Below are 22,859 nucleotides of genomic sequence, written 5' to 3' on the forward strand. Positions count from 1 at the left end.
CCCGGCGTGGGAGCCCATCATCGTCTTCCCCCCCTGCGCCGCCACCGCCGTATTGGCGGGAAGGTCGATGCGGGCCGCGGTGGAGTCGACCTCCGGTCCCTCGTGCCGCAGGGCCTTCAGCAGGCGGCGGATGCCGTTGTCATTCTCCGCCGATCCGAAGAAGACGGGCACGATCAAATCGTCGGCCAGTTCGTGCGCCAGCGTCTGGTACAGCTCGGTGCTGTCGGGGGCCATGTCCTCCAGCAGCTTTTCCAGCAGGCCGTCGTCGAAATCGGCGGCCGATTCCAGCATCGCCTGCCGCGCCTCCGCCTCCCAGTCGCGGGCGCTGTCGGGCAGGGCCACCAGTTCGGACGGCTTGTGCGGGTTGAAGCGCCAGGCGCGTTCGCTGACCAGATCGACCAACCCGGTGATCTGGCCGTTCTCGCGCAGCGGCACCTCGCGCAGCACCAGCTTGCGGGCCGAGACCTCCTGATAGGCGGCGACGACGTCGCGCACGCGCAGGTCGCCCAGCGAGTCGATCTTGTTGATGAACAGCAGATGCGGGATGCGGTGGTCGTCCAGCATCTTGAACAGCGGGGCCAGCAGCACCGCCTTCTCCGGCGCGGCCTCCGCCACCACGACGGCGATGTCGGCGGCCATCAGCGCCGCCTGCGCCTCCCCCGTCAACTCCACCGAGCCGGGGCAGTCCAGGATCGACCAGCGCTCTCCCAGGTAGTCGAAGGAGGCGACGTTCAGCTCGGTGCTCATCGACCGGGCCTTCGCCTCCGGCGAATTGTCGCCCACGGCGTTGCCGTCGCGCACGCTGCCCTTGCGGGTGACGGCCCCAGCGGCGAACAGCAGGCTTTCCAGCAGCGTCGTCTTGCCGGCGAGATAGGGGCCGACCAGCGCCGCGCAACGCGCCGTCCGGATTTGCGTATGCGGCATTCACACCTCCCGTGGAAGCTTCGGGCTGTCGTGACCGGGGACGGCCCCCCCGATCACCATCTGGGCCGGAGTTGGGCCGCCGGCGCCGGCCGCCGGGGCGGCCCGTTCGCGTGTGGCTCTTCAGACAAGTCCGTTTGAAAACTCGCACTTCCAGAAACTGGCACTTCCAGAAGACAGGCACGTCCGGATCGGGGGGCGGCGGACGCGTGGCGGAAACGCGCATCGGGTCCGGGGCCGGCGGAGCGCCCGCATCGGACCTCCGATGCTCCACCCGAACGGCGCGGCTGTCGATGGAAAAAAGGGGCGGCAAACCGTCACGCGCGAAGCGGCAGCTCGGCCAATGCGTCGATTGGCCGCAACGAACGGCACCCGGCCCATCCGCTCGCCTCCGACAGCGCCAACCGACCGTCTAAGGCGTTCAAACTAAACGGAATACCGCCTGCAGCTGCGTCATACGATAAATCGTTCGTAATATTGCTATGTTGCAACGCAATATGAGCGCGCCGAAATGTAGCGGACAAACGCATGAAACCTTCTGCTAGTAGCCTCCGGTGATAATGGCCGCGCGATTAAGGCGATGACGGCCGGATAACAATCGATGGGGCGCCCGGCGTCCGCCGTCCGCCCCCCATTCCTTGGGGAAAGAGCACATGCGCCTGTGGTTTCGTTTGCTGGCGGTCGTCCTGATTGCCGTCGGGACAGCCGTTTCGGTCCCTCTGTCCACTTCCGCCGTCGCCCAGGATGCCAAGCCGACGCAGGAGGACGCCAAGTCGATCACCCTGAAAGCGGCGGACCTGATCGCCGCACAGGGTCTGGACGAGGCCGCCAAAACCTTCAACGCCGAAGGCCCGTTCAAGCACGGAGAGATCTACGTCAACGTCATCGACTTCGCCGGCGTCTGGAAGGTGTATCCGCCGCGCCCGGCCGGTGTCGGCCAGAGCGTCATCAACGTCAAGGACCCGGACGGCCGCTTCATCGTCCAGGACGTGCTGGCCGTCGCCAAGGAGAAGGACGAGGGCTGGGTCGAGTATCGCTGGCTGAACCCCGCCAGCAACAAGATCGAACCGAAGATCACTTACGTGAAGCGCGTGCCCGGCCAGGATCTGGTCGCCTATGTCGGCATCTACAAGTGAATGCTGCCGCATAGGGCGGTGATCGACCGGCAGAGCTGTTGGGGGTGAGCATGAACGGCGGTGTCTTTGCGCGTCTGTCGGGCCTGTCGGTGGCGGGCCGGGTCTTCGCGGCTCCCCTGATGGGGATCGTCCTGACGGTGGCGGCGCTGGTGCTGGCCGACCGCCAGTCGGAGCAGGCGCTGGGTGCCGTGGACGGCATCCACCGTGAGGCGGCAGAGCGGCTGGGCCGGATCGACCGGCTGGTCGCGATCGCCTATGTCATCCACAGCGACGTGTCTCGGCATCTGGCCTTGTCCGGCTCCGGCATCGAAGAGGCGAAGCTGCAGGCCATGCGCGACGCCATCGCCGCCAACCTGGGCAAGGCGCGCACAGGCATCGCGGAACTGCGCGCATTGCCGCTGGCCGAGACGGAGCGGGCGATGCTGGACGAGGTGTCGGCGCGGGTCGGCGCCTATGCCAAGGCGGTCGAAGAGATGAACCAGATGGCGGCCATCGACCGCCTGATCGGCATCCCGATGATGGCCCACACCGACGACCAGTTCGCCGCCCTGACCGCCAAGGTGATGGAGACGCAGGAGGCCATCGGCCGCTCCACCGCCGCCGCCACCCAGGCCACCCGCGATGCCGCGGCCTCCGCCCGCCGCGACTTCGCGCTGGTGATGGCCGGTCTGCTGGCGGCGATGATGGCGGCCGGGCTGCTGCTGGCGCGGTCCATCACCCGGCCGCTGCAGCGGCTGTCGAGCAACACGGCCGATCTGGCCGCCGGAAAGCTCGACACCGCGGTCGAGGGCGGCTGGATGCGCAACGAGATCGGCGCCATGGCCCGTGCGCTGGAGGTGTTCCAGACCAACGCGCGCGAGGTGGAACGGCTGACCGCCGACCAGCAGCGCCAGAAGGCGGAGGCCGAGGCGGAAAAGCACCGCGCCATCCGGGAACTGGCCGACCTGTTCGAGGCCCGCGTGGCGGAGGTCGTGCAGCAGGTGGGGGCCGGCGCCCATCAGGTGCGCAGCAACGCCGCCGGCATGCTGGAACGCGCCAACAGCGCCAACCGGCAGGCCGCCACCGTCGCCGCCGCCAGCGCCCAGGCGGGGAGCAGCGTCCAGACGGCTGCCACCGCGACGGAAGAGATGTCGGCCTCCATCGCGGAGATCGGCGGTCAGGTCCGCCGCTCCTTCGACATGGTGCGCGGCGCCGTGCGGGCGGTGGAGGAGACCAACGCCCATGTCGTCGGCCTGTCCGACGCCGCCAACCGCATCGGCGAGATCGTCGGCCTGATCAATTCCATCGCCGCCCAGACCAACCTGCTGGCGCTGAACGCGACCATCGAGGCGGCGCGGGCGGGCGAGGCCGGCAAGGGTTTCGCCGTGGTGGCGAGCGAGGTGAAGAGCCTCGCCACCCAAACCGCCAAGGCGACCGAGGAGATCGGGACCCAGATCACCTCGATGCAGCAGGTGACCGGGGCCGCCGTCGCCGCCATCAAGGGGGTGGGCGAGACGGTGGTCGGCATCGACGAGATCGTCGGCTCCATCGCCGGTGCCATGGAACAGCAGGCCGCCGCGACGGAGGAGATCACCCGCAACGTGCAGGAGGCCGCCGCCGGCACCGCCGAGGTCTCGCAGACCATCGCGACGGTATCGACCAGCGCCGGGGAGACCGGCACCGCCGCCGGCGAGGTCCTGCGCGCCGCCGAACTGCTGGACGGTCAGGCATCGACGCTGAACCGCGAGGTGACGCACTTCATCGGCCGGCTGCGGGCGGGCTGAGGGGAAACTGGCCGGAGTCGCATCACCCATCCTCGACGATGGGGCGTGAAGTTTGGTCGCATCAGACTTGAAACGATCCGCCTGCGCCCAAGCTGTTGTCCCGGGACCGCGGGGCGGCGGCCGCTGACGGCTGCGCCAATGCCGGGGTATAATGCAGGACCCAACAAGAAGGATCGAAGAATGAAAATCGACATCGGGATCTCGGACGCAGACCGCAAATCCATCGCCGAAGGGCTGAACAAGGTTCTGGCCGACACCTTCGCGCTCTACATCAAAACCCATTCGTTCCACTGGAACGTCACCGGGCCGATGTTCAACACGCTCCACACCATGTTCATGACCCAGTACACGGAGCTATGGACCGCGCTGGACGAGATCGCGGAGCGCATCCGCGCCCTGGGCTATCCGGCGCCGGGCAGCTTCTCGCAGTTCGCGCAGCTGGCCTCGATCAAGGAAGAGGCGGGCGTTCCCAAGGCGAACGACATGATCCGCCAGCTGGTCGAAGGCCACGAGGCCGCCGCCCGCACCATCCGCAGCGTCTTCCCGCTGGCCGAACAGGGCAGCGACGAGCCGACCGCCGACCTGCTGACCCAGCGCCTGCAGATCCACGACAAGACCGCCTGGATGCTGCGCAGCATGCTGGAATAGTCGCGGGCACCGTCGCACGGCGGTTCACGACTGAGGCTCAGGGGCCTCCCCGTCCGACAGGATGGGGAGGCTCTTTTAATTTCAGTGGGGCCGTTTCAGGCGGGTGGTGCCCTAGGCCGCCGTCTTGGCGCGCTGGCGGGCCGGCTGTTCGGGAATGGTCAGGGTGAAGATGGTGCCGCCATCACGCTCGATCTTCAGCGTGGCGCCGGCCTGATGGGACAGCGCCTGCACCAGATTCAGGCCGAGGCCGCTGCTGGAACCGCCGCGCCCGGGACGCTTGTGCTGGCTCGGCATGCCGGCGGGCAACCCGACGCCGTCGTCGCGCACGATGAGCCGCATGCCGGCCTCGCCACGCTCCAGCATCACGCGGACGGTGCCGGGATGCCCGTGCGGGAAGGCGTGCAGCAGCGCGTTCGACACCAGCTCGCTGGTGGCGATGGCCAGCGGCGTGGCGCGGTCGGCGTCGACGATCCAGTCCTGCGCCTCCAGCTCCAGCCGGGCGGCGGTCGGATTGTCGGAGCGGACCAGCCCGTCGCACATCTGGCGCAGCGCGTCGGCGAAGTTGATGTGCGCCGGCTCGTCGGAGCGGTGGAGCAGCTCGTGCAGCAGGCTCATGGTCTGGATGCGGCGCAGGCTCTCGTCGAAGCCGCGGCGGGCCTGCTCGTCGATGCGGGCAGCCTGCAGGCGCAGCAGGCTGCAGATGACCTGAAGGTTGTTCTTCACCCGGTGCTGAACCTCCTTCAGCAGGACCTCCTTGTCGGTCACCGCCGCCTCCAACTGGGCGTTGGCGCGCTCCAGCTGGGCGGTGCGCTGGTGGACATGCTCCTCCAGCGTGTCGTAGGCGTGCTGCAGGGCGTCCTCGGCCTCGCGCTCGCGCCGGGCTCGCTGGATGGCGAGGGCGCCGATCACCGCGACCGTGGCGCAAGCCGCAGCGGCGAAGGCGGCGTAGATCCACAGCCGCTCGCTCCAGCGACGCAGAACGCTGCCGGTGGCGATGGTCACCATGGCCGACAGGCCGGTGTCGCCCACCGGGCGGGTGACGACGATATCGTCGGCATGGCTGGCGGTGTCGTCTCCCGCATTGCCGCCTATGATGCCGCCGCCCTCCGGCTCGCGCAGCAGCGGAGTGCCGTCCGGCTGCAGGATGGCGATGCTGTGGCCATAGCCGACGTCGAGCGAGCGGTAGACGTCGCGGAAGGCCCGCGCGTCCAGTCCGGCAACCGCCCAGCCCCGCGGCGCGTCGCCTGCCGCACCCGGCAGGGGGCGCGCCAGGGTGATGACCGACCGTCCGCCCGAACCTCCGCCCATCTGCCCGCCCATCCGCCCGATACCGATGGCCATGGCGTCCGGCTTCAGTGCCGGCCGGGCGCCGCCCGGCGCCGCCTCGGGCAGGCTCGACAGCCGCAGCGCACCCGACGGGTCGCGGATCTCCAGCCCGACCACATGGGGGGCGCTGGCCGCCAGCAGGGCCATGCGGTCGCGCGTCGCCGCATCGTCGGGCAGCGGCGTCCCGGCCGGACCGGCCAGCGTCGCCGTCTGGGTCAGCAGCAGGTCCCCCGACTCGATCAGCCGGGCGGCATGCTCCGCCGCCAGAAGTCCGATGTTGCCGGCGACGCCGGTCGCCTGCTGGACCGCCTCGTCGCGGTCACGCCAGGCGAAGACCGCCGACAGCCCGATGGTCAGCAGAACCGCGGCGGTGCAGGCAATCAGGACCAGCGCCGAACCGGGCAGCCGGTAGAGCGGGGAGGAATGGGAACGCAGCGCGCGCAACGGCATCGTTTCGGAAACCATGTGGGGATACGGCCACTTCTTGCTTAGCCGGAAACGGTAACACCGCCCGGCGGGTGACGGTTCCGCCGAACGCTACCCGTGTTGAAGCGGCAGCGGCCACCACCTATTGTGGGGTGCCGACAAAGTCATCCCGCATTGGTAGGGCTGGGGCGGAGCTTGAAGCGGCAAGGAGGGGTAGGTTTTATGCGGATCGACGGGACGGCCTATCACACCATCCGGCCGGACGGACGAGGCATCGCCGCCCTCTACGCCATCGATGTCACGCCGGCCCGGCGGGTGACCGGACGGCCGGAGCCAATTCCGAAGCGGGGTTGAAGGGAAGAACGGTCAGGGGCGGCGGTCGGCCAACAGCCGCCGCCACAACGGCCGGCCCAGCAAGCGCGGCCTGTCTTCCGCATTCTTGGCGTCAAGCCACTGGTCGGCCAATTCACGGACCTGCCAGTCACCGAGATAACGCTCGCAATCGATGGCGGTGTAGAGTCGAACCCGCTCTTTTCCCAGCCTTTCGAAATAGGCAAGCGTTCTTTGGCGGTCGATGTCTTCCATAGGCCCCAATGAAGCGGAGATTGCGGAACGTCCAGTTCTGACGGCCGACGATCCATCGGATATTGGAAGAAGCCTGTCACCCGCGCAACTGTCCGTTCGTCGCTTTCCCATCCCCCGGAAGGAGAATGGACCGTCTCCTATCGATGGTCGGCATTGAGTCGGCCGGTGTGGATGATGTCGCCGGACAGCGGGATGCCGGCTTCCGCCGCCGCGCGTTCCAACGAAGCGCGGTCGGGCCAAGAGAGCCGCCCGCCGACTTCCGCCAAGGCGCCCTGCCGCCGGATCACCCACAAGCCGGTAAACGCCATTTCGATGATGCGCCCCATTTGTGCATCGGGCGACGTTGCGGATGGCTGGCGAGTTGGTCCGCCCCTGTTCAAGTCCCTGTCGCTGATCGTCATCTCTGGTCTTCCCTGTGCCGGCTTTTTGCTGCGGAGTGTCCATGCACCCACGCCTACAGCCGATCTCTGTGTCCCAAATGCTCATGTTTCGGAGCCGAAAAGACGTACTAGACAATCCACAATGATTTTTCATCGTGAAATTTGCGTCTCTTTGTAATGACTCGCACACAATTTATGCAGTCTTGCTAAACAATTAGGTAACCATATAAAACAAATGGAATTAGTACCCGCATACTTTGGCAGTCCCGGCCACCTGAACTTCACCGCCATCTTCGGCGACTTTGGAACTCCAAAGGCGGGGGGATGCTCCGTCCGGATAGTGCGGATACCTCGAAATGGTCACAGCACCGGACGGCGGCGCGCACCAAACATAAGCTTGACCGCCCAGCCTTGCCCAACGACGCGGCATCGGCGGCGGTCCCTCATGTTGCCGTGCCTATGCTTGAAGGAAGAGACCGATGAAGACCACCACGCGGACATTCACCACCGGGGCGACGGCGCTGCTGATTTGCGCGACCCTGCTCGGCGGCTGTTCGAACCTGAATCATCGCGAGAACCGCGCGCTGACCGGCGGCGCCATCGGTGCGGCGGGCGGTGCGGCCATCGGCGCCGTCACCGGCGGCAGCGCGATCTATGGCGGCCTGCTGGGCGGTGCCGCCGGCGCCGCGGTCGGCGCATTGACGGCGGATGAGGGCAAGCACCGCCGTTAAAAAGGGGCCGTTAGGGAATAAGGGGGGCAGGACCGTCGATCCGGCCCCCTTCCCTTCCTATTCCTCCTCGTCGTCCTCGAACTGGTCGAGGCTCAGCGAACGGACTTCGGTGCTGGGGTTCGGCGCCGGTGGAGCGGGCGGCGGCATGTTGGCCGGCCGGGCCGCAGCCGGTCGGGCGACGGCACGGCCGGGCGGCATATGGGCGTTGGGCCCCTTCAACGGACTGTTCAGCGTGCCGCGCGGGCCGATGCTGGGTTCGTCGCCGAAATCGGGCAGCGGCGGAATGCGATCCATCACGCGGCGGATCAGGGCGGCGATGCGGTCGGCCTCGGCGCGCAGGGCCTGTCCCCGCTCCCCCTCATAGAGCGGATCGTCAAGGAACTTGCGGATCTCCAGCACACCGCGCAGTTCCACCCCGCACATCTCGTGGGTGCCGATGGGCAGCGCCTTCACCCGCGCGAAGCTGGCGAAGAAGCCGGCGCTGCCCTCCACGAACTGGACCACCATGCGGGCGTGCAGACGCTCCAGCGCGGTGGTCATGGGATCGATCAGATCCTCCATCTCCTCCGGTGCCGCATCCAGCCGCTCCTGCGTCAGGGCGGCCAGCGCGAAGAAGTCGCGCACCCGCCGGCTGAAGCGGCGATAGCGGGCAAGCCCGCCGACCGACACCCGCTCGCGCGCCGTCTGCGCCAACTCCGCCGACTGCTTCAGCATGGCGTCGAGCCGCATCAGCAGCGTCGCGATCTCGCGCTGCCTCTGGGCCGCGCTGCGGCCGGGCGTGGGCGCCGGCGGGGCTGCCGGGCGGCGGGGTGGGTTGGAACGCATCATGCCGGTACGGGTAATGGTCAGCGGGCGGTGCGGACGGTGACGGACTTTTGCCCGCCCTCGCGCATCACCGTCAACTGCACCGGCGTGCCGACGCGCAGAAGACCGATGCGGTTGCGGAAATCGGTGGCGCTGCGCACCGGCCGGCCGTCGACCGCGATCACCACGTCGCCGCTGCGCAAGCCGCCGCTGTCGGCCGGCGAGCCGCGTTCGATCTTGGCGATCAGCGCGCCCTCGTCGCCCTTCAGGCTCATGCTTTCCGCAAGGTCGGGCGTCAGGTCCTGGATGGCCACGCCCAACCGGCCGCGCCGCACCTCGCCATACTCGCGCAGTTGTTCCATCACCGACCGCACGATGCTGACCGGTACGGCGAAGCCGATGCCGACCGAGCCGCCGGCCGGGCCGATGATGGCCGTGTTGATGCCGATCAGCTCGCCCTGGAAATTGACCAGCGCGCCGCCGGAATTGCCAGGATTGATCGAGGCGTCGGTCTGGATGAAGTCCTCGTACCCCTCGATCTTCAGCCCGCTGCGGCCGAGTGCGGAAACGATGCCGGAGGTCACCGTCTGCCCCAGCCCGAACGGGTTGCCGATGGCGACGACGAAGTCGCCGACCTGTGAGCGGTCCGAGTCGCCGAGCGGCAGCGCGGTCAGCCCGTCGGCCTTGATCTGCAGCAGGGCGATGTCGGTGGCGGCGTCGCGGCCGATCAGCTTGGCGCGCAGGCGGCGGCGGTCCTTCAGGGTGACGGCGATCTCCTGCGCGTTCTCCACCACATGGTTGTTGGTGACGACATAGCCGTTGCGGGCGTCGATGATCACGCCCGACCCGGCGCTGACCTGCGGACGGGACTGCGGCATTTGGTCCGGCATGTTGAAGAAGCGGCGGAAGAAGGGGTCGCGCAGCAGCGGATTTTCCGCCTGGGGCGCCTGGCTCAGCACCGAGATGTTCACGACGGCCGGCGTCACCTGCTCCAGCATCGGGGCGATGGTGCCGCCGCCGACCGCGCCCAGAGGCAGTGCCGCCGCCGCGGGCGAGGCACCGAGGCCGATGGCAGAACCGAGCCGGCCCAACGCCGAGTCGGCCGGGGCGACCAGCGCGCCGCCGGTCACCGCCGCCAGTCCGACCGCCGCAGCAAACACCACCGGACGCACCGCCCTCTTCATGGCCTTATTCCTTTCTTGCTGGGAATTTCTTGTCGAGATCGTCGCTGGATCGGGCTGATTTGGGACAAAAAGGAAGGCGGTTCAAGGTTGTCCACCCTCTGTCCGCCCCGTTGCGGCGATGATAGCGCGGCGACGGCGGAAACTCCCGGTAAAGAAATTGGGTGGTATAGGACAGGGTCGGCGCAGCCCCCGGACATGCCGGGGAGGCGCGGCTGTCGAAAACGGGTTGAGCGCTATGAGCGGCGGGTCACTGCTCGAACTGACCGAGCAAGAGTATCTGCAGATGGAAGAGGCCCTGTCGCAGACGGCGCGGGGGCGGGCCTTCCTGCGCATGCGCGACCGGCGCAGCCGTGTCGTCGCCTCCGACGAGTTCCACCGGCTGGTCGACAGACTGGAAGGTCAGGTCGACCGGCTGAGCGGCACATCGTCCAGCGCCTTCACGTCCTTCGCCCCCGGCGAGGACCCGCGCATCCAGCAGGAGCTGACCGCCATCACCCAGGTGGTGCGCGAGGCGCGCAGCGACATCGCGGCCCTGAAGGCGACCGACACCGGGTCCAACCGCATCGAGGCGGCGACCGGCGAGCTGGACGAGATCGTCGCCGCCACCGAACGCGCCACCACCGACATCCTGAACGCGACGGAGAAGATTCAGGAAATCACCATGTCGATCCCGCGCGACGACGCCGATCTGGCCGAACGGATCGACGCGATCGAGGCGTGGTGCATCGAGATCATGACCGCCTGCTCCTTCCAGGATATCACCGGCCAGCGCACCACCAAGGTCGTCAACACGCTGCGCTACATCGAAGAGCGCGTGAACACGATGATCGAAATCTGGGGCGTCGAGCGGCTGGCCGTCGCCCCCGAGCAGCACCATGGCGAGGTGGCCTCGCACCGCAAGCTGGGCGACACCCGCCCCGACGCCCATTTGCTGAACGGTCCGCAGCTGGGCGGGCCGGAGGTCAGCCAGGACGCCATCGACGCGCTGTTCGACAGCGTACCGGAAGTGGCGGAACGGGCGGAGCCGCTGCCAGCCGACGTGGCGCCCTCCCCACCTCCGCCGCCGCCCCCACCCCCTGTCGCGAAGCCGGCCCCGCCGCCGCCCCCGCCGCCCGCCGATTCCGGCGGCGGCGATGGCGGCGGCCAGATCTCGCAGGCCGACATCGACGCCCTGTTCGCGTGACCGGCCATGGCGCAAGACGGCAAATCCCGCATCCGCCTGACCCAGGACCAGCTCGACCGCGTGTGCGAGCGCCATGTCCGATTCGCCGAGGGCCGCCCGAACGGCGCCCGTGCCAACCTGCCCTTCTTCGACCTGTCCGGCCTGTCGCTGGCCGGCCGTAACCTGACCGGCGCCCATCTGGCCGGTGCCATCCTGCGTGACGCCGACCTGCGCGGCGCGGTGCTGGACCATGCCGACCTCTATGGCGCAGACCTGCGCGGGGCGGACCTGTCGGAGGCGCGGCTGTTCCGCACCGACATGCGCGGCGCCAACGTCCGCGGCGCCCGGCTGGACGGCGCCACCATGGTGGAGGTCGACCTGCGCGACGGCAGCATGGTCAACCGCAACAGCGCGGGCGAGCTGAAGGTGGTGGGCTTCGACCCCGGCCCGGCCGACATGGCGTCGGCCCGGCTGACCAACGCTGACATGGCGCGGGCCAAGCTGTCGGGCAGCTTCGCGCGGGCGGCCGACTTCACCAACACCCGGCTGGCCGGCGCCCGGCTGGACCGCACCGACCTGCGCGACGCCAACTTCTCCGGCGCCGACCTGCGCGGTGCCGACCTCAACGGTTCCGACCTGCGCGGCGCCATCCTCGACGGGGCCAGCCTGGATCAGGACGGGCTGGAACAGGCGATCCGCACCGACGAGCAGGCGCAGGCCGCCCGGCAGACGCCGCCCCAGGCTCCGGCGCCCGAGCCCGAACCCGAGGAGACGACGGCCGACGAGTTGCCGGCCCTGCCGGTCGACCAGCTGGACAGCATGCTGCGCCAGCACATGATCTGGCTGGGCACCAGCGGCAAGCAGGGCTGCCAACTCGACCTGACCGGGCTGAACCTGGAGGGAGCCGACCTGACCGGCAAGATCCTGACGCTGGCCAAGGGCAGCGGCGCCCGGCTGCGCCACGCCCGGCTGAACGGCGCCCAGCTGCAGGCCGCCCAGTTCGACGGCGCCGACCTGCGCTCCGCCGATCTCAGCCGCGCCGATCTGCGCGGGGTGAAGCTGGACCGCGCCATCCTGATCGACAGCCGGCTGGACGGCGCCAATCTGGGCATGCTGCTGGTCAGCGCCGGGGCCAAGGTGATGCGCGCGTCGCTGGTGCGGGCACGGCTTGCCGGCGCCTCGCTGATGCAGACCAACCTGAAGGGCAGCGACCTGACCCTGGCCGACCTGACCGGCTGCGACCGCTCGTCGGCGGTGCTGGAGGGAGCCATCCTGGAGGGGACGCGGCTGGGCGGCGCCTGAACCCGCATCGGGTTTTCTTTCGCGAAGCCGTTGATTGCTTTCAAATTTCCGTCACGATCCATGCTGGAGATTGCTGCGCATACCTTCGGCCGACACCAGATCATTGGGGGCAGAACGCCTGCCACCGTCCGGAAAAACGATTGTGTCGTAACGGCTTAGCACGACGGGTGGGGCTTGACGCCTCATGCGGCCGGTGGCACGCTGCTGTCCAAGCGCGGCGCGGCCCGACCATAAGCGCCCGCATCGAATGGGGGAACGTCAACGATCATGACCAAGTCGGAACTGATCCAACGGCTGGCGGAGCGGAACCCGCACCTGTACCAGCGCGACATCGAGAAGATCGTCGGCACCATCTTCGACGAGATCACCGAAGCGCTGGCACGCGGCGACCGGGTGGAGCTGCGCGGCTTCGGCGCCTTCTCCATCAAGAAACGGGACGCGCGCACGGGTCGCAACCCCCGGACCGGAGAATCGGTTGACGTCGGCGAGAAATGCATTCCTTTCTTCAAGACCGGCAAGCAGCTTCGCGAGCGTCTGAACACGGAGTGAGCGCCGGCCCGGCCATTCTCCCTGCCGTATATCTCAAGGAACCTTCGCCTTGCGCCATATTTCCTGGATCGTCACCATTCCCGTGGCCCTCGTCGCGATCCTGTTCGCGATCTCCAACCGCGGGATCGTGACGCTGTCGCTGTGGCCGCTGCCCTTCACGCTCGCCACGCCGGTCTATCTGGCCACGCTGGTGGCGCTGGTGCTGGGCTTCCTGGCCGGCGGCTTCGTCGTCTGGAACAGCCAGCGCCGCCATCGCCGCCGCGCCCGCCGCGAGGGCAACCGCGTCCTGTATCTGGAGCGTGAACTGAAGGAGGCGCAGGCCCGCGCCGCCGCCGCCGAAAAGCGTCTGGCCGAGAGCACCCGCCCGGTTTCCGGTCCGGTCTCCGGCACTCTGCCCGGCTCCGCCCTGCCGGTCCCGGCCGCCGAGAACAACGCGCCGACCGTCCACTGAGCGTCGCCAGTCGCAGGGCTCCCCCTCCCCGCGCTTGTACAGTTCGGGGGCGGGACAGGATGCCGGTCGGCGGAAGGGGGTTCCATGCGCACCGTCAGCGGCGCCGAGCTTCGATCCGTTCTGCACCACCGCATGCTGATCGAGCGCCTGCGGCAGACCTTCCGCGCCGGCGTGGAGTCCCCGCCGGCCCATCGGCACCGCGTCGAGACCTACGGCACCGGTGACGCCGCGCTGCTGATCGCCCCCGCCTGGGAGGTCAATCAGGCGATCGGGGTGCGGATCGACAGCGTCTTTCCCGACAATGCCGGCAGCGACCTGCCGCAGACCCAGGGCGTCTATCTGCTGGTCGACGGCAAGACCGGCGTGCCGCAGGTGCTGATGGACTCCTCCGCTACGCTCGGCCGGCGCAGCGGCGCGGCATCCTCGGCGCTCGCCGCCTCCTATCTGGCGCGGTCGGATGCGGAGCGGATGCTGGTGGTCGGCACCGGCCCGCTCGCCCTGGAACTGGTGGAGGCCTACACCGCGGTGCGGCCGATCCGCCATGTGCTGGTCTGGGGACGGGATCCGCAGAAGGCGCGCAAGCTCGCCGCCCGCTTCCACCGGCCGAAATTCCGCATCGAGGCGACCGCCGACCTGGAAGGGGCGGTGCGCGGCGCCGACATCGTCGCCTGCGCCACCACGGCGCGCGAGCCGCTGATCCGCGGCGACTGGCTGCAGCCCGGCCAGCATCTGGACCTGCTGGGCGGCGTGACGCCGGACATGCGCGAGGCTGACGACGACTGCATCCGCCGCGCCCGCGTCTTCGTCGACAGCCGCGACCGCACGCCGGCCGCGGCCGGCGACATCGCCCAGCCTGTGTCTTCCGGTACGCTGAACCCCGACGATATCGCCGGCGACCTGTTCGAACTGAGCCGCGGCGAACGGGCCGGCCGGCGCTTCTACGACCAGATCACCCTGTTCAAGTCGGTTGGCACCGCTCTGGCCGACCTGTGCGCCGCCCGTCTGGCGACCGAGATGGTGCTGCACAACGACTCGATCCGCTGAGCCGGAATTCGACCCGCTCAGCCGATCCCATCAGCCTCGCCCCAAACGGTTTCATACTGGCAGGGCCTGTACGCGTCATAAGGGAGTATGCGGCGTTCCTTCCCGACATTTTACTTGCGTCCCTATGATTTTCTCCAGAGGATCATCGCTGCCTCCGCGCCGGCTGCCGGTATTCCGAACGGCTTGATGTTTGCGCTAACTGCGCAAGCGACGCGCTGGACCGGATCATACGCAAACGGCTTGTCAGGGACGATTGATCGTGACCGTCACCTCCCCCATGGACGCCGGCCCACGCATGCGGGTACCGACCAACCAGCTTCTGCTTGGTGCCGGATACATGCTGCTGTCGGCGCTGCTGTTCGGGATCGGCAATACGGCCGTGCATTGGGCCGCGACGGTGATGAACCCGCTGGAGGTCGTGTTCTTCCGCAACCTGTTCAGCCTGCTGTGGATGCTGCCCTGGGCGCTGACGGTCGGGGCGCCCGCCTGCCGGGCGGTTCTGGCGGAACGGCGGCTGGGGCCCTACGTGACGCGGGCCCTGACCACGCTCTGCGCCATGACCGCATGGTTCTACGCGATCTCCCGGATTCCGCTGCCCACCGCGACGGCGGTCAGCTTCGCCATCCCCCTGTTCGTCGCGGCCGGAGCCGCGCTGGTCCTGCGCGAGCGGGTGCGGCCACGGCGCTGGGCCGCGGTCTGCGTCGGTTTTGCCGGAGTGATGATCGTGCTGAGGCCGGGTGCGGCGCCGATCGATCTGGCCTTTCTGGCGCTGTTCGTCCATTGCGTCGCCGCCGCCGCCGCCGTCTTGCAAATGCGGCTGCTCAGCCGCAGGGACAGCGCGTCGGTGATCGTCACCTTCCTGGGCCTGCTGGTCACCCCGATGGCACTGGTGCCGGCGCTGTTCGTCTGGACATGGCCGAGTTGGAGCGTGCTGGGCGGGCTGGCGCTGCTCGGCGGCCTGCTGACGCTGGGACAGTTGGCAATGACCAAGGCGCTGTCGCTGGCCGAATCCTCGGCGATGATGCCCTACGATTATGCCCGGCTGCCCTTCACCGCCATCGTCGCCTGGATCACCTTCGGCCAGACGATGGATCCGTGGGGGTGGGTTGGTGCCCTGGTGATCGCCGGCTCCGCCCTCTACACCATGCACCGCGACGCAGCCGACGGACGCAGAATGGCGCAGGAGCAGACCCGGCGCGCCTAACCCGTCGTCCCTGCGTCGCCGGCACCGGTTTCGGCGCGCAGGACCTCCTTCGCCCGCCCCCAATGGGCCGGGGTCAGATTGGCGCGCACCGTCTGCACGGCGGCGGCGAGCACTGCGGCGTCATCGGTGAAGCCGGCAATCAGCAGCCAGTCGGGCACCGCATCCACCGGCAGCACGAAATAGGCCAGCGCCCCCAGCAGGATCGCCTTCGCCCGGTAGGGTGTCGCCGGATCGGTCGCGCAGAAATAGGCGGCCAGCAGGTCTTCCAGGAAAGGAATGCGGTGCAGGTTGGCGCGCAGCTTCTGCCAGAAACGGCGGCGGACCAGCCGTTCGTCGCGCTCGACCCGATCGGGATCGGGAACCGTCAGTGCGGTGCCGGCGCCAAGGGACGGAGAGACGGACGATGCTGTCATGGATGCTGAAACCCTTTCGGAAACGGCAGACGGCGCCATCGTCGGCATGATGCCTCCCACCATACGGTGTGGTATGGTTGGTCGACCATCTGGTAACCGAGCCATCTGGTAAACAACAAGTGCGATCGCATCCTGTTGGACACAAGACCGGCGCCATGCGCGGACCGGTCGCAATTAAGGAGGAGATGCCATGAACATCCAGGGTCTGTCCGCCATCGTCACCGGCGGCGCCTCGGGCATGGGGGCGGCGACGGCGCGTCATCTGGCCGGTCTCGGCGCCAAGGTAACCGTGCTGGACGTCAATGAGGACGCGGTTCTGAAGACCGCGCACGAGATCGGCGGGCTGGGTCTGGTCTGCGACGTCACCGACGGCGCCTCCGCCGAGCGGGCGATCGATCAGGCCCGCTCCGCCCATGGCCCGGCCCGCATCGCGGTGAATTGCGCCGGCATCGCCCCGGCCCAGCGCATCGTCGGCCGCGACGGTCCGATGCCGCTGGAGAATTTCCGCTCGGTGATCGAGGTCAACCTGATCGGCAGCTTCAACATCCTGCGGCTGGCCGCGGCCGACATGGCGAAGCTGGATCCGCTGGATAGCGGCGAGCGCGGCGTCATCGTCAACACCGCCTCCGTTGCCGCCTATGAGGGGCAGATCGGGCAGGCCGCCTATGCCGCGTCGAAGGGCGGCATCGTCGCCCTGACCATCTGCGCCGCCCGCGATCTCGCCCGCCACGGCATCCGCGTGATGACCGTGGCCCCCGGCCTGATCGGCACGCCGATGCTGCTGAACATGCCGCAGGAGGTTCAGGACAGCCTCGCCGCGACGGTCCCCTTCCCCAAGCGCTTCGGCAAGCCGGAGGAATACGCCCGCCTCGTCCAGCACATCCTGGAGAACGAGATGCTGAACGGCGACGTCATCCGTCTGGACGGCGCCATCCGCATGGCGCCGCAGTAAGAACGTCGGTCATGTGACGGAGCGGCCCGGTTGCGGGGCCGCTCCCCCCCGATCTTAAAGCAGGCTTTAGAGCAAACTTCAGAACAGGCGTCAGATCTGGGCCATGGCGGCTTCGTCCGCCCGTTCCGCCTCGCCCAGCAGGTCGATCAACAGAGTGGTGCAGTGCTGAAGCCGCTGGTCGGCGGTGGCGGTCGCCATGTCGCGGCCGGTCTGCTCCTGCCATTCCTGCAGCATCAGCGCCAGATGTTTACGGACGTGCTCATCCCGATCCAGTCGCCGCGTCGCCATGTTGCCTCCCCTATGTCCGATCCGACCACACAAACGGCCAAAACCGATGGGCACGCCCGGTCGCGCGCACCATCCTTTGTGTACCCTCTAATTAGGTATCCGTCCCCTCCGTCAACAGTCGGATCCCAAGATGGTCACAGCCGGATCGGACGCTCACATAGGTCCTGTCGTATCGAAAATTCGGCCATGAGCTGTTGGAAAGCCGCGACCTATTGGAAAGCTGCGCTTGGACCGACCATGTCAACGCCATCGGATCCATTGCCCAGGTCGGGGTGGGCAGCGGCCCGCAGAACTGCCCGTCGAAAATTGAGGAAAGGCAACCGCTTCATGACCGATGCAACGGTGCGTGCAAAACTGCTGGGCCTGCCCGGCAGCCTGCGCAGCAACTCCAACTCGCTAGCGGTGCTGCGCGGCTTGCAGGACGCCCTGCCGGCCGGTGTCAGCATGGACATCCGCGACCTGCGCCTGCCGCTCTACGACCAGGACATCGACAAGCCCGACGCCCCGGCGGAGGTCCATGCCCTGCGTCAGGCCATCGCCGAGGCCGACGGCGTCGTCATCGTCACGCCGGAATACAATTACGGCATGCCGGGCGTGCTGAAGAACGCGCTCGACTGGGCCTCGCGCCCCTACGGCAAGTCGGCGCTGATCGGCAAGCCGGTGCTGGTCATTTCGAACTCCCCCGCCTTCACCGGCGGCGTGCGGGCGCATCAGCAGGTGAACGACACGCTGCTGGCGCTTCCCGCCAGGCTGACGGCCGGCCCGCAGGTCGTCATCGGCGGTGTCGCCGACAAGATCAAGGACGGCAAGCTGGCCGACGAAGCGGTGCTGAAATTCTCGTTGGGCGCCATCGACAGGATGCTCGCCGCGAAGTAGCGCCCCGCAAAGGAAAAGGGCCGGCACCCCGTGGGATGCCGGCCCTTTTCCTTACTCGGTCACCGCGGCGATCAGCGCAGGTTGCCGCAGGCGCGCTGGATGCGCTTGCACGCCTCTTCCAGCGCTTCCGTCGAGGTCGCGTAGGAGATGCGGAAGTGCGGGGCGAGGCCGAAGGCCGAACCCTGGACGACGGCGACGCCCTCCGACTCCAGCAGGTAGGTGACGAAATCCTCGTCGGTCTCGATCACCTTGCCGTCCGGGGTGGTCTTGCCGATGGTGCCGGCGCAGGACGGATAGACGTAGAAGGCGCCTTCCGGCTTCGGGCAGCTGATGCCGTTGGCCTGGTTCAGCATCGACACCACCAGATCGCGGCGCTGGCGGAAGGCCTCGCCACGCTCCTTGATGAAGTCCTGCGGACCGTTCAGCGCCTCGACGGCGGCGGCCTGGGCGATGGAGGTCGGGTTGGAGGTCGACTGGCTCTGGATGACGCCGATGGCCTTGATCAGCTCCTTCGGGCCGCCGGCATAGCCGATGCGCCAGCCGGTCATCGCGTAGGACTTCGACACGCCGTTGACGGTCAGGGTGCGGTCGTACAGCGACGGCTCGACCTGGGCCGGGGTGACGAACTCCAGGCCGTCATACAGCAGGTGTTCATACATGTCGTCGGTCATCACCCAGACATGCGGGTGCTTGACCAGCACGTCGGTCAGCGCCTTCATCTCGGCGCGGGTATAGGCGGCGCCCGACGGGTTCGACGGCGAGTTCAGGATCAGCCACTTGGTCTTCGGCGTGATCGCCTTTTCCAGGTCGGCGGGCTGCAGCTTGAAGCCCTGCTCGGCCGGGCAGGAGACGAAGACCGGCGTGCCTTCCGCCAGTTCCACCATGTCCGGATAGCTGACCCAGTAGGGGGCCGGGATGATGACCTCGTCGCCCTGGTTCAGCGTCGCCATCAGGGCGTTGTACAGCACCTGCTTGCCGCCGACGCCGACGGTGATTTGCTCCGGCGTGTACTTCAGGCCGTTCTCGCGCTCGAACTTGGCGCAGATCGCCTTCTTCAGGGCGGGGGTGCCGTCCACCGCGGTGTACTTGGTGTCACCGGCCTCGATCGCCTTGATAGCGGCGGCCTTGATGTTGTCGGGGGTATCGAAATCCGGCTCGCCGGCACCCAGGCCGATGACGTCGCGACCGGCCGCTTTCAGCTCGCGGGCTTTGTTGGTCACGGCGATGGTCGGCGACGGCTTGATGCGGGACAGGCGGGACGCGATGATCGACATGGCGATGGGCCCCCTCAGGGCTATAGAGACGGTGTGGCGGAGACGTCGTTGAGACGCCTGCCCCTCCGGGTGGAAGGCGCGAGGCGGGACCTTACTTCCGCTCCACCCCGGTTGCAAGGCCGGTCGGGCGGTGAAAACCGCGCGCTTCGGCGGTTTTTCCGCCCTGTGGCGGCGCCGTACCGGGCCGCAGTCGTGGGCGTTCCCAACCATTCATGGGTCGAGATGTCGCCACCGGCAAATCCCGAATCCAACCCGTCGCAGCATTATTTCTTACAACACAAATGAACACCATGACGGTGCGGCATCGTCACCCCCACTTCACTTGACAGCTTCAACATGGCGGTGTGTAACGTCTGGCGTGGGGACAAAATTCAAAGAAGGGATGAGAACCGTGTTTTCCCGTATCGTGCTTGCGGCGTCGGCCGCGCTGATGCTGACCGGCGGCGCTGCTCTGGCCCAGGACGTGATCCAGACCCGCAAGGCCGGGTTCGAGGACTACAAGAAGGCGATGGGCGAGATCAAGGACGCGGTGGGCAAGGGCGACCTCGCCGCCATCGGCCCGGTCACCGACCGCATCGATGCCTTCGCCGCCAAGATCCCCACCCTGTTCCCGCCGGGTTCCGACAAGGGCAAGACGGCGGCCAAGGAAGTGATCTGGGCCAACTTCCCGGATTTCACCGCCAAGGCGCAGGGCCTGCAGGCGTCCGCCAACGCGCTGAAGGTCGCCGCCGCTTCCGGCGACAAGGCCGCTACGGCCAAGGCGTTCGGCGCCATGGCCGACAGCTGCAAGGCCTGCCACCAGCGCTACCGCTCCGAATAAGCGGCTGGCCTGACGCGAAAAGCCCTTCCCCACCGGCGTGGGGAGGGGCTTTTTCTTTGGCGGGCCCTTACTTGAAGATGGGCTGCGGCGTGGCCGGCGTGCTGGCCGGCAGCAGCGGGTAGTCGACGCGCGGCTGCTGGCCGGTCAGCGCGGTCAGGAAAGCGGTGATCCTGTCGATCTCCTGGTCGGTCAGGGTGGCGCCGAGCTGGCTCGACCCCATCACCGCAACCGCCTGCCGCAGGTCCCACACCTTGCCGGAATGGAAATAGGGCGCGGTCAGCGCGACGTTGCGCAGGGTGGGCGCGCGGAAGACATACTCGTCGTCGGCGGTCTTGGTGACGGCGAAACGGCCCTTGTCGCCCGGCGGCAGGATCTCCGCCCCCGGCTTGGTCACGACGCCGAAGGGGAAGTAATCGTGGCCGCCGACGTTGACGCCGTTGTGGCAGCCGGCGCAGCCCTTGTCGATGAACAGCTCCAGACCGGCCTTCTGCGTGTCGGTCAGCGCATCGGCCTTGCCCTCCAGATACTGGTCGAAGGGAGCGGCGGGGGTGGTCAGCGTCGCTTCGAACGCTTCGATCGCCATGGCGACATTGTCGAAGCTGACCGGGGTTTTCTCGTTGGGGAAGGCGTCGGCGAACTTGGCCTTGTAGGCGGGGATGCTGTTCAGCACCGCCATGACGCGGTCGGGCGTGCTGTTCATCTCCACCCCGGCCTGGATCGGCCCCTTGGCCTGGGCCTTCAGGTCTTCCGCCCGGCCGTCCCAGAACTGGGCGACGTTCAGCACCGCGTTCAACACGGTCGGCGCGTTGCGCGGCCCCTTCTGCCAGCCATGGCCGACCGACGTCTCCAGCCCGTCGACACCGCCGAGCCCCAGATTGTGGCAGCTGTTGCACGAGAAAACGCCGCTGGCCGACAGGCGCGGATCGAAGAACAGCATCTTGCCCAGTTCGATCTTCTCATGGGTGACCGCATTGTTGCGGACCACGGGCAAGGTGGCGGGCAGCGGCTTGAACAGCTCGCGCGCGCGGCCCATCAGGGTGTCGCCACCGGCAGCGGCGCCAGTTGCGGCCCCGGATGCAGCCGGATCGGCGGCCGGCGCCGCGCCTGCGGTGGCGGACAGGATGCCGAGAGCGGCGGCGGTGGCGACCAGCAGCCCCTTCAGCGCTGCGGTCGGGCTTTGTCCGGTTTGTGCGTGCATGACTGGCGGTCTCCCGGCCGGCCTACATTCTCACCGCAACCTGAAGCTTCATTCAGGCAAAGGTCGATCGATCCCGGAAATCGGGCCGGCTTCATTGGTTTCGTGACGTTTCGTGCGGATCAATCTGGAGTTATTCTAGACTAGAAGACGTGAAGCCCCAGACGGCGCATTGTCGCACGATCCATCGGTATATGCCGCGGAGGTTCGGCTCCCCGCCGGCCGGCAGGATCAACCAGCAGCCCGCAGCACCAGGAAGACCAGCCCGGCGGTCGCAGCCAGAACCGCCAACGCCAGCGCCGCCGGGGCGCGCCGCGGCTCCGTCGCCGCCAACCGCGCCGGCAGGACCTTGCGGCCGGTGACCATCGGACGGATCAGGTTGTCCCGCTTGACCAGCAGATAGAAGAACACCGCGACCACATGCAGACCGACCAGCACGAAGATGCCGTTGGCGAGCAGCCGGTGCAGCGAACTCAGCAGCGCCACCGTGGCGCCGGAGACCATCGGCACCAGCGGGCCATCGACCAGAATGTCGTCGCTGGTGAACAGCCCGCTGCCCGCCTGGACCAGCAGGACCAGCAACAGCGCCACCACCATCAGCGCGCCCAGCGGGTTGTGGCCCAGGGTGAAGGCGGCCTCCCCGCCCGCACGCGACCGCCTCAGATAGTCGCGGATGGCGCCCGGCCCCTTCACGAAATCGGCGAAGCGCGCGGTCTGGCTGCCCACCACGCCCCAGACCAGCCGGAACAGCACGAGAATCAGAACTGTTTCACCCGCCAACATATGAACATCAAGCACACCAAGCTCGGCCGACAGAATCGCGACCGCCACCACGGCGACCAGTGCCCAATGAAACAGGCGGGTCGGCAGGTCCCAGACCCGCAGCTCGCGCCCGTGTTTCTCCCGAGTCGCGGTATGACCACTTGGCATCGCTCGATCCTCGCAGTGTTCGGCCGTGTTTCCGGTGTCCGTCATCTGCGGCAAATGGACGGATTCTTTATGCTGATCCTGAAAACGCCGCGGTTCCGTGGTGGCAAAGGTCGGTGGACCTGTCAACAGGCTTGAAGCGCCGCCCGGACGGCGGATATGAGAATGCGACGCATCAGCCGGCTCGCCGGCGCAAAGACAGCCATAACTCCCCAATCACTCCCGGCTACAAGGACAAAGGTCATGCCCGACAAACAGCTCCTCCATCTCGTGTTCGGCGGCGAACTCGTGCGTCCGGACACGGACCAGTTCGTCGATCCGTCGAAGCTGCACATCGTCGGCATCTTCCCGAGCTATGAGGACGCCTACAAGGCATGGCGCGGCGCCACCGGTCAGACCATCGACGATGCCCATACCCGCTATTACATCGTCCACCTGCACCGCTTCCTTGACCCGGCGGCGGACGACCACAAGCATTGAGCACCGCCCGGCGCGCCG

Annotated in this window: 26 protein-coding genes; 15 read left to right on the plus strand and 11 right to left on the minus strand. The window is 67.9% G+C overall.

What is annotated here, in order from left to right; genetic code table 11:
* The coding region (locus tag TSO5_RS30345; RefSeq protein WP_247871041.1) for a GTP-binding protein at positions 1 to 924 on the minus strand (924 nt) is incomplete at its 3' end.
* Positions 925 to 1,574: 650 nt separating this feature from the next.
* Between TSO5_RS30345 and TSO5_RS30350 the strand changes: the two genes are divergently transcribed.
* The 3 genes from TSO5_RS30350 (at position 1,575) to TSO5_RS30360 (ending at position 4,468) form a co-directional block, all read left to right on the plus strand.
* Entirely contained in the window at positions 1,575 to 2,057 is a 483-nt protein-coding gene (locus TSO5_RS30350) for a cache domain-containing protein (protein WP_109155097.1), read from the plus strand.
* 50 nt (positions 2,058 to 2,107) lie between these two features.
* Positions 2,108 to 3,820, plus strand: coding sequence for a HAMP domain-containing methyl-accepting chemotaxis protein (locus TSO5_RS30355; RefSeq protein WP_109155098.1), 1,713 nt, complete (start codon positions 2,108 to 2,110; stop codon positions 3,818 to 3,820).
* A gap of 180 nt (positions 3,821 to 4,000) precedes the next feature.
* Entirely contained in the window at positions 4,001 to 4,468 is a 468-nt protein-coding gene (locus tag TSO5_RS30360; protein WP_109074614.1) for a Dps family protein, read from the plus strand.
* Positions 4,469 to 4,579: 111 nt separating this feature from the next.
* Here TSO5_RS30360 and TSO5_RS30365 read toward each other — a convergent pair whose 3' ends face one another.
* On the minus strand, positions 4,580 to 6,244 hold the full coding sequence (locus TSO5_RS30365) for a sensor histidine kinase (protein ID WP_247871042.1): 1,665 nt from the start codon (positions 6,242 to 6,244) through the stop codon (positions 4,580 to 4,582).
* A 198-nt stretch (positions 6,245 to 6,442) separates the two neighbouring features.
* Here TSO5_RS30365 and TSO5_RS33755 point away from each other — a divergent pair, with 198 nt between their 5' ends.
* Positions 6,443 to 6,574, plus strand: a complete 132-nt coding sequence (locus TSO5_RS33755; RefSeq protein ID WP_282183545.1) for a hypothetical protein — start codon at positions 6,443 to 6,445, stop codon at positions 6,572 to 6,574.
* Positions 6,575 to 6,586: 12 nt separating this feature from the next.
* Here the strand turns inward: TSO5_RS33755 and TSO5_RS30370 are convergent, their stop codons facing one another.
* Entirely contained in the window at positions 6,587 to 6,805 is a 219-nt protein-coding gene (locus TSO5_RS30370; RefSeq protein WP_109074616.1) for a hypothetical protein, read from the minus strand.
* A 137-nt stretch (positions 6,806 to 6,942) separates the two neighbouring features.
* Positions 6,943 to 7,206: a hypothetical protein gene (locus TSO5_RS30375; protein WP_146203872.1), complete on the minus strand. Its 264-nt coding sequence runs from the start codon at positions 7,204 to 7,206 to the stop codon at positions 6,943 to 6,945.
* A gap of 458 nt (positions 7,207 to 7,664) precedes the next feature.
* Between TSO5_RS30375 and TSO5_RS30380 the strand changes: the two genes are divergently transcribed.
* Positions 7,665 to 7,916: a hypothetical protein gene (locus tag TSO5_RS30380; protein WP_109155101.1), complete on the plus strand. Its 252-nt coding sequence runs from the start codon at positions 7,665 to 7,667 to the stop codon at positions 7,914 to 7,916.
* Between the two features lie 57 nt (positions 7,917 to 7,973).
* On the opposite strand, the gene TSO5_RS30385 is transcribed toward TSO5_RS30380, so the two are convergent.
* Both TSO5_RS30385 and TSO5_RS30390 read right to left on the minus strand, forming a co-directional pair.
* Positions 7,974 to 8,744, minus strand: a complete 771-nt coding sequence (locus TSO5_RS30385) for a hypothetical protein (protein WP_109155102.1) — start codon at positions 8,742 to 8,744, stop codon at positions 7,974 to 7,976.
* Between the two features lie 17 nt (positions 8,745 to 8,761).
* Positions 8,762 to 9,904, minus strand: a complete 1,143-nt coding sequence (locus tag TSO5_RS30390) for a Do family serine endopeptidase (RefSeq protein WP_109155103.1) — start codon at positions 9,902 to 9,904, stop codon at positions 8,762 to 8,764.
* A gap of 235 nt (positions 9,905 to 10,139) precedes the next feature.
* On the opposite strand from TSO5_RS30390, the gene TSO5_RS30395 reads away from it, so the two are divergent.
* The 6 genes from TSO5_RS30395 (at position 10,140) to TSO5_RS30420 (ending at position 15,616) form a co-directional block, all read left to right on the plus strand.
* A complete protein-coding gene (locus TSO5_RS30395) occupies positions 10,140 to 11,087 on the plus strand; it encodes a hypothetical protein (RefSeq protein ID WP_109155104.1) in 948 nt (315 codons plus the stop codon).
* 6 nt (positions 11,088 to 11,093) lie between these two features.
* On the plus strand, positions 11,094 to 12,368 hold the full coding sequence (locus tag TSO5_RS30400; RefSeq protein WP_109155105.1) for a pentapeptide repeat-containing protein: 1,275 nt from the start codon (positions 11,094 to 11,096) through the stop codon (positions 12,366 to 12,368).
* A 267-nt stretch (positions 12,369 to 12,635) separates the two neighbouring features.
* Entirely contained in the window at positions 12,636 to 12,917 is a 282-nt protein-coding gene (ihfB, locus tag TSO5_RS30405) for an integration host factor subunit beta (protein ID WP_085090428.1), read from the plus strand.
* A 49-nt stretch (positions 12,918 to 12,966) separates the two neighbouring features.
* Entirely contained in the window at positions 12,967 to 13,368 is a 402-nt protein-coding gene (locus TSO5_RS30410) for a lipopolysaccharide assembly protein LapA domain-containing protein (protein WP_109155106.1), read from the plus strand.
* 84 nt (positions 13,369 to 13,452) lie between these two features.
* Positions 13,453 to 14,412, plus strand: a complete 960-nt coding sequence (locus TSO5_RS30415; protein ID WP_109155107.1) for an ornithine cyclodeaminase family protein — start codon at positions 13,453 to 13,455, stop codon at positions 14,410 to 14,412.
* A gap of 259 nt (positions 14,413 to 14,671) precedes the next feature.
* The gene (locus TSO5_RS30420) at positions 14,672 to 15,616 is read left to right on the plus strand and encodes a DMT family transporter (RefSeq protein ID WP_247871043.1); all 945 of its coding nucleotides are present in this window, start codon (positions 14,672 to 14,674) and stop codon (positions 15,614 to 15,616) included.
* Here the strand turns inward: TSO5_RS30420 and TSO5_RS30425 are convergent.
* Complete coding sequence (locus TSO5_RS30425; protein ID WP_109155108.1) at positions 15,613 to 16,029, minus strand: YkvA family protein; 417 nt, start codon at positions 16,027 to 16,029, stop codon at positions 15,613 to 15,615. The genes TSO5_RS30420 and TSO5_RS30425 overlap by 4 nt on opposite strands.
* Positions 16,030 to 16,219: 190 nt before the next feature.
* Between TSO5_RS30425 and TSO5_RS30430 the strand changes: the two genes are divergently transcribed.
* Positions 16,220 to 16,981 (plus strand): SDR family NAD(P)-dependent oxidoreductase, encoded by a 762-nt coding sequence (locus TSO5_RS30430; protein WP_109076116.1) that lies wholly within the window; start codon positions 16,220 to 16,222, stop codon positions 16,979 to 16,981.
* Between the two features lie 90 nt (positions 16,982 to 17,071).
* Here TSO5_RS30430 and TSO5_RS30435 read toward each other — a convergent pair whose 3' ends face one another.
* Positions 17,072 to 17,269, minus strand: coding sequence for a hypothetical protein (locus tag TSO5_RS30435; RefSeq protein WP_109155109.1), 198 nt, complete (start codon positions 17,267 to 17,269; stop codon positions 17,072 to 17,074).
* Between the two features lie 327 nt (positions 17,270 to 17,596).
* Between TSO5_RS30435 and TSO5_RS30440 the strand changes: the two genes are divergently transcribed.
* On the plus strand, positions 17,597 to 18,145 hold the full coding sequence (locus tag TSO5_RS30440; RefSeq protein WP_109155110.1) for an NAD(P)H-dependent oxidoreductase: 549 nt from the start codon (positions 17,597 to 17,599) through the stop codon (positions 18,143 to 18,145).
* Between the two features lie 71 nt (positions 18,146 to 18,216).
* Here the strand turns inward: TSO5_RS30440 and TSO5_RS30445 are convergent, their stop codons facing one another.
* Positions 18,217 to 19,419: an aspartate transaminase gene (locus tag TSO5_RS30445; RefSeq protein ID WP_109155111.1), complete on the minus strand. Its 1,203-nt coding sequence runs from the start codon at positions 19,417 to 19,419 to the stop codon at positions 18,217 to 18,219.
* A gap of 382 nt (positions 19,420 to 19,801) precedes the next feature.
* Between TSO5_RS30445 and TSO5_RS30450 the strand changes: the two genes are divergently transcribed.
* A complete protein-coding gene (locus tag TSO5_RS30450; RefSeq protein WP_109155112.1) occupies positions 19,802 to 20,239 on the plus strand; it encodes a cytochrome c in 438 nt (145 codons plus the stop codon).
* A 67-nt stretch (positions 20,240 to 20,306) separates the two neighbouring features.
* Here TSO5_RS30450 and TSO5_RS30455 read toward each other — a convergent pair whose 3' ends face one another.
* Entirely contained in the window at positions 20,307 to 21,437 is a 1,131-nt protein-coding gene (locus TSO5_RS30455) for a cytochrome-c peroxidase (protein ID WP_109155113.1), read from the minus strand.
* A 228-nt stretch (positions 21,438 to 21,665) separates the two neighbouring features.
* The gene (locus TSO5_RS30460; RefSeq protein ID WP_109155114.1) at positions 21,666 to 22,364 is read right to left on the minus strand and encodes a cytochrome b/b6 domain-containing protein; all 699 of its coding nucleotides are present in this window, start codon (positions 22,362 to 22,364) and stop codon (positions 21,666 to 21,668) included.
* A 240-nt stretch (positions 22,365 to 22,604) separates the two neighbouring features.
* Between TSO5_RS30460 and TSO5_RS30465 the strand changes: the two genes are divergently transcribed.
* The gene (locus TSO5_RS30465; RefSeq protein ID WP_085090438.1) at positions 22,605 to 22,841 is read left to right on the plus strand and encodes a DUF4170 domain-containing protein; all 237 of its coding nucleotides are present in this window, start codon (positions 22,605 to 22,607) and stop codon (positions 22,839 to 22,841) included.
* Positions 22,842 to 22,859: the final 18 nt, after the last annotated feature.

Source organism: Azospirillum sp. TSO5, assembly GCF_003116065.1.
Lineage (GTDB): Bacteria > Pseudomonadota > Alphaproteobacteria > Azospirillales > Azospirillaceae > Azospirillum.